Source organism: Streptomyces sp. NPDC029526, from assembly GCF_040637405.1.
In the GTDB taxonomy this organism is placed as follows: Bacteria; Actinomycetota; Actinomycetes; order Streptomycetales; family Streptomycetaceae; genus Streptomyces.
Window position 1 is genome coordinate 963,601 of the sequence record NZ_JBEZWE010000001.1, and the last position, 12,129, is coordinate 975,729.

General features: G+C 72.5%; 8 protein-coding genes and 1 pseudogene. 4 read left to right on the plus strand and 5 right to left on the minus strand.

Going from position 1 to position 12,129, the window contains the following annotated elements; genetic code table 11:
* The first annotated feature begins 48 nt into the window (after window positions 1–48).
* On the plus strand, window positions 49–3,360 hold the full coding sequence (locus tag AB0F01_RS04395; RefSeq protein WP_362089787.1) for a S8 family serine peptidase: 3,312 nt from the start codon (window positions 49–51) through the stop codon (window positions 3,358–3,360).
* Window positions 3,361–3,622: 262 nt separating this feature from the next.
* On the opposite strand, the gene AB0F01_RS04400 is transcribed toward AB0F01_RS04395, so the two are convergent.
* Window positions 3,623–4,885, minus strand: coding sequence for a hypothetical protein (locus AB0F01_RS04400; protein ID WP_362089789.1), 1,263 nt, complete (start codon window positions 4,883–4,885; stop codon window positions 3,623–3,625).
* Window position 4,886: 1 nt separating this feature from the next.
* Window positions 4,887–5,420 carry a sigma-70 family RNA polymerase sigma factor gene (locus tag AB0F01_RS04405; protein WP_362090228.1) on the minus strand — a complete coding sequence of 178 codons (534 nt, stop codon included), beginning with the start codon at window positions 5,418–5,420 and terminating at the stop codon, window positions 4,887–4,889.
* Between the two features lie 369 nt (window positions 5,421–5,789).
* Between AB0F01_RS04405 and AB0F01_RS04410 the strand changes: the two genes are divergently transcribed.
* Both AB0F01_RS04410 and AB0F01_RS04415 read left to right on the plus strand, forming a co-directional pair.
* A complete protein-coding gene (locus AB0F01_RS04410; protein ID WP_362089791.1) occupies window positions 5,790–6,806 on the plus strand; it encodes an aspartate-semialdehyde dehydrogenase in 1,017 nt (338 codons plus the stop codon).
* Window positions 6,807–7,399: 593 nt separating this feature from the next.
* Window positions 7,400–8,287 carry a class I SAM-dependent methyltransferase gene (locus tag AB0F01_RS04415; RefSeq protein WP_362089793.1) on the plus strand — a complete coding sequence of 296 codons (888 nt, stop codon included), beginning with the start codon at window positions 7,400–7,402 and terminating at the stop codon, window positions 8,285–8,287.
* 1 nt (window position 8,288) lies between these two features.
* On the opposite strand, the gene AB0F01_RS04420 is transcribed toward AB0F01_RS04415, so the two are convergent.
* Complete coding sequence (locus AB0F01_RS04420) at window positions 8,289–8,819, minus strand: DUF1203 domain-containing protein (RefSeq protein WP_362089795.1); 531 nt, start codon at window positions 8,817–8,819, stop codon at window positions 8,289–8,291.
* Between the two features lie 112 nt (window positions 8,820–8,931).
* On the opposite strand from AB0F01_RS04420, the gene pepN reads away from it, so the two are divergent.
* On the plus strand, window positions 8,932–11,517 hold the full coding sequence (gene pepN / locus AB0F01_RS04425; RefSeq protein ID WP_362089797.1) for an aminopeptidase N: 2,586 nt from the start codon (window positions 8,932–8,934) through the stop codon (window positions 11,515–11,517).
* Between the two features lie 33 nt (window positions 11,518–11,550).
* Here the strand turns inward: pepN and AB0F01_RS04430 are convergent, their stop codons facing one another.
* Together AB0F01_RS04430 and AB0F01_RS04435 are read right to left on the minus strand one after the other, a co-directional pair.
* The gene (locus AB0F01_RS04430) at window positions 11,551–11,754 is read right to left on the minus strand and encodes a DUF397 domain-containing protein (protein WP_362089799.1); all 204 of its coding nucleotides are present in this window, start codon (window positions 11,752–11,754) and stop codon (window positions 11,551–11,553) included.
* Window positions 11,755–11,761: 7 nt separating this feature from the next.
* Window positions 11,762–12,115 (minus strand): annotated as a pseudogene (locus AB0F01_RS04435) (Scr1 family TA system antitoxin-like transcriptional regulator); the annotation flags it as partial.
* Window positions 12,116–12,129 lie beyond the last annotated feature (14 nt).

A 12,129-nucleotide genomic window follows, 5' to 3' on the forward strand; every position in this document is an offset into this window, starting at 1 on the left:
TCGGCTCGGGTCGCTCCACGATCGTTCCTTTACTTACAAGGGATGCCGATGACCCATTCCCCTCAGCGCGACTCGATATCGGGCGCACGACGCGTCGCCCGCATCGCCGTGGCAGCCGGCCTGGTCGCCGCGCTCTCCGCGGCCGGGCCCATCCCGCTGGCCCTCGCCGCCGACGCGCCGCCCGCCGCCCCGGTCGACGGGGAGGTCAAGTCCGCGCCCGACAAGCTGGGGTCGAAGGACGCCGACCTGCTCGCCGAGGCGAAGGCCGAGGGCGCCAAGCACGTCACGATGATGATCGCCACCGCGCCCGGGAAGACCGCGCAGGTCGCCGAGAAGCTGGACGCGGTCAAGGGCGGCTCGGTCGGCGTGACCCACGACAAGCTGGGCTACGTCCGGGCCACCGTCCCCACCGCCAAGGCGGACGCGGCCATCGCCGCCGCGGCCAAGCTCTCCACCGTGCACGGCATCGACCTGCGCGAGGAGATCCCGCTGGACGACCCGACCCCGAGCGCCGACACCACCAAGGGCGCCAAGGGCAAGGGCGGCAAGGGCACCTACGGGGCGCCCGACAAGCGGACCCCGGCCAAGAACCCGTACAACCCGTCCTTCGAGACCGGTGCCGTCGACTTCGTCAAGGACAACCGCAAGGCGGACGGCCGCGGCGTCACCATCGGCATCCTCGACTCCGGCGTGGACCTCGCCCACCCGGCGCTGCAGAAGACCACCACCGGCGAGCGCAAGATCGTCGACTGGGTGACGGCGACCGACCCGATCGTGGACAACGACCGGACCTGGCGTCCGATGGTGTCGTCCGTGTCCGGGCCGAGCTTCAGCTACGACGGCAAGACCTGGAAGGCCCCGGCGGGCGAGTACCGCATCAGCACCTTCCTGGAGTCGTACACCATCGGCGGTGACGCGAACGGCGACACCAACCTCGACGGCGACACCACCGACTCCTGGGGCGTCCTCTACGACGCGAAGGCCGGCACCGTCCGCGTCGACCTGAACAACAACCAGGACTTCTCGGACGACACCCCGATGAAGCCCTACAAGGACAAGTTCCACGTCGGGTACTTCGGCACCGACGACCCGAAGACCGACGTCGCCGAGCGTCAGCCGTTCGTCGTGGAGATCCGCAAGGACGTCCCGATGGACCCCTACGGCGGCGACTGGATCGGCAAGAAGGCCGACTTCGTCAACATCGGGCTCATCGAGGGCTCCCACGGCTCGCACGTGGCCGGCATCACCGCCGCCAACGGCCTGTTCGGCGGGAAGATGAACGGTGCCGCGCCCGGCGCCAAGCTGGTCTCGTCCCGCGCCTGCACCTGGTCCGGCGGCTGCACCAACGTGGCGCTCACCGAGGGCATGATCGACCTCGTCGCCAACCGCGGCGTCGACATCGTCAACATGTCCATCGGCGGCCTGCCCGCGCTCAACGACGGCAACAACGCCCGCGCCGAGCTGTACAGCCGGCTCATCGACACCTACGGCGTCCAGATCGTCATCTCCGCGGGCAACTCCGGCCCCGGCGCCAACACCATCGGCGACCCGGCCCTGGCGGACAAGGTCATCTCCGTCGGCGCTTCCGTCTCCCGCGAGACCTGGGCCGCCAACTACGGCTCCGTGGTGCGGAAGAAGTACGGCATGATGCCGTTCTCCTCGCGCGGTCCGCGTGAGGACGGCGGCTTCACCCCGACGCTGGTCGCCCCCGGCGCCGCCGTCAACACCATCCAGACGTGGGCCGCGGGCGCCCCGGTCGCCGAGGCGGGCTACGACCTCCCGGCCGGCTACGGCATGCTCCAGGGCACCTCGATGGCCTCCCCGCAGGCCGCCGGCGCCGCCGCGCTGCTGCTGTCCGCCGCGAAGCAGAAGCGCATCGACCTGACGCCCGCGAAGCTCCGCACCGCCCTCACCTCCACGGCCGAGCGCATCAAGGACGTGCAGGCCTACGAGCAGGGCGCCGGCCTCATCGACATCGAGGAGGCCTGGGACGCCATCCGGGACGGTGCCACCGCGCACACGTACACGGTGAAGGCGCCGGTCGACACCGCGATCGACCAGTTCCTGAAGACCCCCGGCTTCGGCACCGGTCTCTACGACCGCGAAGGCGGCCTGAAGGTCCGCCAGAAGAAGACGTACGACATCACGATCACCCGTACGTCCGGCCCGGACCGTGCGATCAAGCACGAGCTCGACCTGGAGAACAACGCCGACCGCACCTTCCGCATCGTCGGTGACGACGAGGTGCGGCTGCCGCTGAACAAGCCGGTGACCGTCAAGGTCCAGGCGCACCCGAAGTCGGCCGGCCTGAAGAGCGCCATCCTCGAGGTCGACGACCCGCGCACCGAGGGCGTGGACCACCAGGTCCTCAACACCGTGGTCGTCTCGGAGAAGCTGAACCACACCTTCTCGGCCTCCGGCAAGGCCCAGCGCAACGACACCACCTCGTACTTCGTCACCGTGCCCGAGGGCGCGAAGACGCTGGAGATCGCGATGAGCGGCCTGAAGGCCGACAGCCAGACCCGCTTCATCGCCATCCACCCGTACGGGGTCCCGGCCGACCCGACCTCGACGATCAACTGCTACCCGAACTACACCAACCCGGCCAACACCTGCCGCCCCGACGTGCGCTCCTACACGGACCCGCAGCCGGGCGTCTGGGAGATCGAGGTCGAGTCGCGCCGCACCTCCCCGCTGCTCGACAACCCGTACAAGCTGGACGTCGCCGTCCTCGGCGCGGCCTTCGACCCGGAGACCGTGACCCTGCCCGAGGCCAAGGCCGGCGAGCCCGCCGACGTCTCCTGGAAGGTGACGAACCGCCTCGCCGCCCTGGACGGCAAGCTGGTCGGGGGCCCGCTGGGCTCCGCCAAGACCGACCGCCCGTCCATCAAGACCGGTGACACGCACACCACCACGGTCGAGGTGCCCGAGGGCGCCGCGTCCCTGGACGTCGCCATCGGCAACGTCACCGACACCGCCGCCGACCTGGACCTGGCGGTCTACAAGGACGGCGTCCGCGTCGCCCAGTCCGCCGACGGCGACTCCGAGGAGTCGGTGTCCATCGCCAAGCCGGCCGCCGGCACGTACACCGTCGAGGTCGTGGGCTACTCCGTCCCCGCCGGCACCACCGAGTACGACTACCGGGACGTGTTCTTCTCCGACACGCTCGGCACCGTCACGGTCGACGGCTCCGCGCCGGTGAAGCTGGGCACGGGCGACTCCGCCACCGTCTCCGGCACCGTCACGGCCGAGGCCGAGGCGCCCGAGGGCCGCGAGTTCTTCGGCCGCGTCCAGCTCGTCAACGCCCGCGGCACGGTCGCGGGTGCGGGCAGCGTGACGATCGAGAAGGTCATCCCGTAACAGCGGTACGCCGCGACGGGTGAGGGGCGGGTGTCCGGGACCACCGGGCACCCGCCCCTTCGTCGTGGGCGCCCTTGCTCCCGGGTCCTCCGCTGTGCCTCGGTCCTCCGTTGGTTCTCGGTTCTTCGTTGTTGCTCGGTCCTCTGTTGTTGCTCGGTCCTCTGTTGTTGCTCGGTCCTCTGTTGGTTCTCGGTTCTTCGTTGTTGCTCGGTCCTCTGTTGTTCCTCGGTCCACTGCTCGCCGTTCCTGCACGGCGCGCCGCCTACTCGCACGCCAGGCGGTTCGCCTCCGGCAGCGCGCTGGTGATCCAGGTCCGGGTGAGGGCGATGTTCTGGACGCCGGTGACGACGAGATCCGGCCGGTCGCCCTTCCGGGGCAGGCCGACGAGCAGCCGGTCGCCCACGGCGGGGACCGACGCCCCGGCCGTCCCGTGGAGGAACGTGACGGTCGTCGCCTCCTCCCCCGCGTGGACCCGGGTCACGGTGAGCGTGACCCGCTGCTCCCCCGACCTCGCCCCCGACCCCGGCACCGGCTCGGTCGCCGTGACGACACCCTCGGCCACGAGCCGGGCGCAGGCCAGCCACCGGGGATCGCCGACGGGAGGCCTCTCCTCGGCCCGCTCGGACTTCGCACCGTCCTCATCGGCACCCGCGTCGCCGCGGCCCGCCGCGGGGGCCCCGGCGTCGGCACTCGACGTCTCCTGGCCCGCACCGGGCTGGACCACCAGCCACCCCAGCCCCGCCACGAAGGTCGCCGCGGTGGCCACGGCCAGCGTCCCCAGGGCGACCCGGAGCGGCCTCCGACGGCGACCGGAGCCGCCCCGGCCGCGGGGCCCGCGCGAGCCGCGCGAGCGGCCCGGACCGGTGCTCCCGCCGGGGCCGGCGGGGGCGGAGGGGCCACCGGTGAGGGCAGGGGGGCCAGTGGGGCCCATGCGACCGGTGGCGCCGGACGTCGGATCGACCGGGACCGCGTCCTCAGCGGCCGGGGTGCTCTCGGCTTCCTCCGTGTCCTCGGTGGCTTCGGTGGCTTCGGTGGCTTCGGTGTCCTCGGCTGCCATGGCGGCCTCGGCGTTCCCGGCCGCTACCCCGTCGCCCGTGCCGGTGTCCGGTACCGCGTCGGACGGCTCGGCGAGCGCTTCCCCGAGGAACGCCAGCTGCTCCCGGAGCACCGCCAGGTCGGCCACGGCCGCCTCGTGTTCCGCCATGAACGCGGGGTCCCGCCGGTCGTCCTCGGACGGCTCCTCGGCCAGGATCGCGGTCATGAGGGGGTCGGCGGAGCCGTGCGGGAGGGTGCCTCCGTGTCCGGCGGCATCGCGGGCGGCCCGGTCGCAGACCTCCCGGGAGCCGCCGTCGGCGTCCACCCGGTCCTCGGGGGGACGGTCCTCGTACGTCCGGTCGTCGCGGGGGGCGTCGCCGTGAGTGCCATCGGGGCGAACGGCGTCCCCGGAAGTGGCGTCCCCGTGGATGTCGTCGCTGCCGGTGTCGTCGTCGCGGGTGTCGTCGCCGCGGTCGTCGTGGGCGGTCATGTCACACCACCTCGTCCTCGTGCAGGCGGGCGCGCAGGGCCCGTACCGCCGTGTGCAGCCTGCTCTTGACCGTGCCCTCGGGGACGCCGAGCTGGTCGGCGATCGACCGCACCGGCAGGTCCGCGTAGAAGCGCAGCACGACGACCTGGCGCTGGGCGTCGGTCAGCGCGTCCAGGCCGCGGGCGACGGCGAGGGAGAGCAGGCTGTTCTCCTCACCGGAGGGCGCTTCCGCCGGGCACAGCGCGGCCAGGCGTTCGCCGAGGCGTTCCTGGCGCCGCTTGGCCCGGTGCCAGTCCATGGCGAGGTTGGAGGCGACCACGGCCGCCCACGCCGACACGTCCCGCGGCGCCTCCCGTCCGCTCGCTGCCCTTTCCAGCAGCCGCAGGCGGACCTGCTGCACCCCGTCCGGCAGGTCCGCCTGCGGCACCCCGCCCAGGGCGAGCACCGCCCGTACCCGGCGCTCCTGCGCGGCGTCCAGCGGATCGTCGCCCGCGGCGGGGTCCGTCCCCCGCCCGCGCCGGGCCCCTGTGCGCAGCACTGCCCCACCCCCTCACGCTGTTTCCCCTACGACGCCGCTGCCGCCCGGAACGTTCGCCCGGACCCACGGGAGCCGGCCGAGGCGTACGTCACACCGCACCGAGGCGTACGTCACACCTTCGTGTGGGCCGGACCGGGTTGGGCAGGGGACCTTGCGGCCCATGCCCTCCGGCGGCTGAATTCCTGCAGCTCAGGAGGGTGGCGGCCGAAGGTCCGCAACCGGTCGCCGGCCGGGTCCGCCGCCGCTGCCGTCCCAAAGGGCGGGCAGAACGGCAAAGAATTGGACAGTCGGGCCGTGGTCGGCCGCATGATGGATGAGCCTCGGCCAGGCATTCAGGTACGTAACAGGACGCAGTAGGGAGTCGTCGTGAGGGTCGGAATCGTCGGAGCCACCGGACAGGTGGGCACGGTCATGCGCGGGATCCTCAAGGAGCGCGACTTCCCGGTCACCGAGCTGCGGCTGTTCGCGTCGGCCCGTTCGGCGGGCACCGAGCTGGACGGCGTCACGGTGGAGGACGCGTCCACCGCCGACTACTCCGGCCTCGACATCGTGCTGTTCTCCGCGGGCGGCGCGACCTCCAGGGCGCTGGCCGAAAAGGTCGCCTCGCAGGGCGCCGTGGTGATCGACAACTCCTCCGCCTGGCGCAAGGACCCCGAGGTCCCGCTGGTCGTCTCCGAGGTGAACCCGCAGGCGATCGCCGACCGCCCCAAGGGCATCATCGCCAACCCGAACTGCACCACGATGGCCGCCATGCCGGTCCTGCGTCCGCTGCACGCGGAGGCGGGCCTGGAGGCCCTGGTCGTCGCCACCTACCAGGCGGTGTCCGGCTCCGGCGTCGCGGGCGTCGAGGAGCTGCACGGCCAGGCGCGGAAGGTGATCGACGAGGCCGACAAGCTCGCCCACGACGGTGCGGCGGTCGACTTCCCCGAGTCGTCCGTGTACGCGCGCCCCATCGCCTTCAACGTGCTGCCCCTCGCCGGGAGCATCGTCGACGACGGCCTGAACGAGACCGACGAGGAGCAGAAGCTCCGCAACGAGTCCCGCAAGATCCTCGACATTCCGGAGCTGAAGGTCTCCGGGACCTGTGTCCGCGTCCCGGTCTTCTCCGGTCACTCCCTGCAGATCAACGCCCGCTTCGCCCGCCCGATCAGCCCGGAGCGCGCGACCGAGCTGCTGGGCGACGCGCCCGGCGTCGTCCTCAGCGACATCCCGACGCCGCTCCAGGCCGCCGGCCAGGACCCGTCGTTCGTCGGCCGCATCCGCCGCGACGAGACGGTGGACAACGGCCTGTCGCTGTTCGTCTCCAACGACAACCTCCGCAAGGGCGCCGCACTGAACGCCGTCCAGATCGCGGAGCTGGTGGCGGCCGAGCTGAAGGGCTGAGCACCGCACCGGAGTGAGCGGCGGGCGCGTCCCCTCGGGGGCGCGCCCGCCGCTGTCGTCCGGGGCTTCCTCATCCCGCGCCGGCCGGCACGCACGCCGGCCGGGAACCCGGCACACGCCCCGCGCCCCGCGCCCCCTCCGGGCGACCCCCGGCCCTCCCCCAGGGGGCCTCACGCGCACTCCCGGTCCGGGCCCGCCCCGCGCATCCCCGGGGGCCGGTTCGGGCCACGCGAAGACGAGTGCGCCTGCCTGGCTGGACCCGTGCCCCGGGGGGCCGGACCCACGCACCCCTGGGGGCCGGACCCGTGCCCCGGAGGCCGGACCCACGCACCCCCGAGGGCCGGACCCGTGCCCCGGAGGCCGGACCCACACACCGCCAGGGATCCCGGCCCGCACCTTCCGGGTCTCCGGCACCCGCCCCCTCCAGGGCGCCCGGGACGCAGCCGCGCCGCGCCTCATCCGATCAGCGGACACCCGTCCCGTCCGCCATGGCCGGGCCCGGCCCCGCGCCGTACCCTCACGTCCGAGGAGTGCGTCACGCCCGGCCGGCCGGTGAGAGGGCCGGGCACCGCCCGACGGAGACGAGCACCGCCATGCCGACCGCCAAGAACCTCCAGGCCAACCGTGCCGCCCTCGCCCACCGCCTGTCCTACGCGCTGCGCCACCCGGACCGCATACCCCGGCACCTGCGCCGCGCCGCCCGGGACACCTGGCTGCGGTACCGCTCCCCCGACCACATCGCCTACTACCGGGCCGTGATGCGCTCCGACACGCGCCGGAGCCCGGACGCCGCCGTGGGCAGCCAGAGCCGGGAGCGCTGGAACGCCCTCGGCGCGATGCAGTTCGACTACCTGCTGGAGCACGGGCTGCGGCCCGAGCACCGGATGCTGGAGATCGGCTGCGGCAACCTGCGGGCCGGGCGCCACTTCATCGCCCACCTGCACCCCGGCCACTACTACGGCATCGACATCTCCCCCGACATCCTCTTCGCCGCCCAGGACACCCTGGTCGCCCACGGGCTCCAGGACCGGATGCCCACCCTCACGCCCGTCCGCGACCTCACGCTGCGCTTCCTGCCCCCGGCGCACTTCGACGTCGTCCACGCCCACAGCGTCTTCTCGCACTCCCCGCTGCCGGTCATCGAGGAGTGCCTGGCGAACATCGGGCGGGTGCTCGCCCCGGGCGGCTGGTTCGACTTCACCTTCGACCGCACCGAGGGCGAGGAGCACCACGTCCTGCGGGAGGACTTCTACTACCGCACCGAGACCCTGACCGCGCTGGCCGCCCGCCACGGGCTGACGGCCCGCCTCATGGAGGACTGGGAACGCCTGCCGCACGGCCAGTCCAAGATCCGCGTCACCCACGCCGACCGCACGACGCCGTCGGGACCACCGGCACCGCCGGGACCGCCGGGACGGCTGGCGCCATCGGCACCACCGGGACCGCCGACGCCACCGGGACCGCAGCCCTCCGGCGCGTGACTCAGCCCCGGCCGCCGCTGCCCGCGCCCGCCGCCGCGCGGTCCTCCCTCCGCACCTCGTACAGGAAGCAGCCGTGCTCCACGGCCCGTACATGCACGAGCGCCACCTCCGGTTCGGCGAACGCCTCCGCCAGCGCCGCCGCCAGGTCCTCCGCCGCCCCCACCAGCCGCCCGCCCACGATGCGGCCCGCCGCCGAGTAGCGGCGCGCGGTGCGGTGCGCTCCCGTGAAGGGCAGCCCCGCGCCGTCCGCGGGCCCCGCGCACTCCCGCGCGTGCACGAACACCGGGCCCTGCTCGTCGTAGGCCCCCGGGTCGGCGCCCGTGGCGGCCGCCCACCGCCGCAGCGGCGCGTACGAGACGAGGGCGATCGACTCACCGGGCCGGCTGCGCCGCAGACAGCACCGCAGCGGCGCGCCGCCCTCCTCGTCGGTGAACGGAACCGGCGCACGTCCCGCGTCGTCCACCAGGCGGAGTTCCTTCAGCACGGGGGCCGGTACCGGGCGTGCGACAAGGGCTGTCGTGGAGGTCGTCATGCCCTCCAGCGTCCCGCCCCGCGCCACGCGCCACCGGCGGAATCCGGACATCGCGTCGACGCAGGTCCCGTGGAAGGATGGCGCAACCCACACATCATGAGGAGATGACCGCGTGCCTGGCACAAACCTGACTCGCGAAGAGGCGCGGCAGCGGGCGGAGCTGCTGACCGTTGACTCCTACGAGATCGACCTCGATCTCTCCGGCGCGCAAGAGGGCGGCACCTACAGGTCCGTGACCACGGTGCGCTTCGACGTCGCCGAGCACGGCGACGGCGCGCAGTCCTTCATCGACCTGGTGGCTCCCACCGTGCACGAGGTCACCCTGAACGGGGACGCCCTCGACCCCGCCGAGGTCTTCGCGGACTCCCGCATCGCCCTGCCCGGCCTGCTCAAGGGCCGCAACGTGCTGCGGGTGAGCGCCGACTGCGCGTACACCAACACCGGTGAGGGCCTGCACCGCTTCGTCGACCCCGTCGACGACCAGGCGTACCTCTACACCCAGTTCGAGGTGCCGGACGCCCGCCGCGTCTTCGCCAGCTTCGAACAGCCCGACCTCAAGGCGACCTTCCAGTTCACCGTGAAGGCTCCCGAGGGCTGGACCGTCATCTCGAACTCCCCGACGCCCGAACCCCGGGACAACGTCTGGACGTTCGAGCCGACGCCGCGCATCTCGACGTACATCACCGCGCTGATCGTCGGCCCGTACCACAGCGTCCACAGCGTCTACGAGAAGGACGGCCAGTCCGTCCCCCTCGGCATCTACTGCCGGCCCTCGCTCGCCGAGTACCTCGACGCCGACGCCATCTTCGAGGTCACCCGGCAGGGCTTCGACTGGTTCCAGGAGAAGTTCGACTACGCCTACCCCTTCGCCAAGTACGACCAGCTGTTCGTCCCGGAGTTCAACGCGGGCGCCATGGAGAACGCGGGCGCGGTCACCATCCGCGACCAGTACGTCTTCCGCTCCAAGGTGACGGACGCGGCGTACGAGGTGCGGGCCGAGACCATCCTGCACGAGCTGGCCCACATGTGGTTCGGCGACCTGGTCACCATGGAGTGGTGGAACGACCTGTGGCTGAACGAGTCGTTCGCCACCTACACCTCCATCGCCTGCCAGGCCGCGGCCCCCGGCTCCCGCTGGCCCCACTCGTGGACCACCTTCGCCAACTCCATGAAGACCTGGGCCTACCGCCAGGACCAGCTGCCGTCGACCCACCCGATCATGGCCGACATCAGCGACCTGGACGACGTCCTCGTCAACTTCGACGGCATCACCTACGCCAAGGGCGCCTCCGTCCTCAAGCAGCTCGTCGCCTACGTCGGCGAGGACGCCTTCTTCCGCGGCGTCCAGGCGTACTTCAAGCGCCACGCCTACGGCAACACCCGCCTCTCCGACCTGCTCGGCGCCCTGGAGGAGACCTCCGGCCGCGACCTGAGGACCTGGTCGAAGAAGTGGCTCGAGACGGCCGGCATCAACATCCTGCGCCCCCGCATCGAGACCGACGCCGACGGCGTCATCACCTCCTTCGCCGTCCAGCAGGAGGCCCCCGCCCTCCCCGCCGGCGCCAAGGGCGAGCCCACCCTGCGTCCGCACCGCATCGCCGTCGGCCTCTACGACCTCGACGAGGGCAGCGGCAAGCTGGTGCGCACCGAGCGCGTCGAACTCGACGTCGACGGTGAGCTGACCCAGGTCCCGCAGCTCACCGGCAAGCGGCGCCCGGCCGTCGTCCTCCTCAACGACGACGACCTCTCCTACGCCAAGGTCCGCCTCGACGAGCAGTCCCTCGCCTTCGTCACCGAGCACCTCGGCGACTTCGAGGCGTCCCTGCCGCGCGCCCTGTGCTGGGCCTCCGCCTGGGACATGACCCGCGACGCGGAACTCGCGGCCCGCGACTACCTCTCCCTGGTCCTGTCGGGCATCGGCAAGGAGTCCGACATCGGCGTCGTGCAGTCCCTGCACCGCCAGGTCAAGCTGGCCATCGACCTGTACGCCGACCCGGCCGCCCGCGAGACCCTCCTCGGCCGCTGGACCGACGCCACCCTCGCCCAGCTGCGCGCCGCCGCCCCCGGCAGCGACCACCAGCTCGCCTGGGCCCGCGCCTTCGCCGCCACCGCCCGCACCCCCGAGCAGCTGGACCTCCTGGAGGCCCTGCTCACCGGCGAGCAGACCGTCGAGGGCCTCGCCGTCGACACCGAGCTGCGCTGGACCTTCGTCCAGCGGCTGGCCGCGGTCGGCCGCTACGACGAGACGGAGATCGCCGGCGAGTACGAGCGCGACCGCACCGCGGCCGGCGAACGCCACGCCGCCACCGCCCGCGCGGCCCGCCCCACGGAGGAGGCCAAGGCGGAGGCGTGGGCCTCGGTCGTCGACTCCGACAAGCTGCCCAACGCCGTCCAGGAAGCCGTCATCGCCGGCTTCGTCCAGACCGACCAGCGCGAACTGCTCGCGCCGTACACCGAGCGCTACTTCGAGGTCCTCGCGGACGTCTGGGACTCCCGCTCGCACGAGATGGCCCAGCAGATCGCCGTCGGCCTCTACCCGGCCGTCCAGGTCTCCCGCGACACCCTCGACCGCACGGACGCCTGGCTGGCCTCCGCCGAGCCGAGCGCGGCCCTGCGCCGCCTGGTCTCGGAGTCCCGCGCCGGCATCGAACGCGCCCTCCGCGCCCAGGCCGCGGACGCTGCGGCAGCGGGGGCGTAGCCTCCGGCGGTACGTGTTCTGGGGCGCCCGGTGTTATGCCGGGCGCCCTTCGCGTTGCCCCTTGAGCCCGTCGACGAACGCGGCGAAGGCGGGGGCGGGGACGGAGAGGGTGGCGCGGGCGGGGTACTTGGAGTCGCGGATGGCTATGCGTTCGCCGGTTTCGGCTATTTCCACGCAGTCGTTCCCCTCACCTCCACCCGAGAAGGACGCCTTGCGCCAACGGGTGGGCTCGGTCATCAGGGCATCACAGCTCCTTGGCCAACTTGTGGATGAGGTCGCGCGACCGCTCGGGTGACAGCGACCTCTCCCTCACCCTATGGAAGAGCTTCCTGAAGTGCGCCGGCTCCTCTTCCGAGTCGATGAAGGCCGTGCCGTGGGGCGCGTCCCGGACCACCGTGTCGAGGCGTGGGACGGGTCCGCCCAGGTGCACCATCGTGCTGCCCGCACCCGCGAAGCCGTCCAGCTCGAAGGGGATCACCCTCACCGTGACGTGGTCGGCTTCGGACATCTCCAGGATGCGCGTCGACTGGGTCCGGCTCTCCGCCCGTCCCGTGACCCTGATCCGGAGCGCCGCTTCGTGGATCACCGTCTCGTTGGGGGAATGAAGTCAGA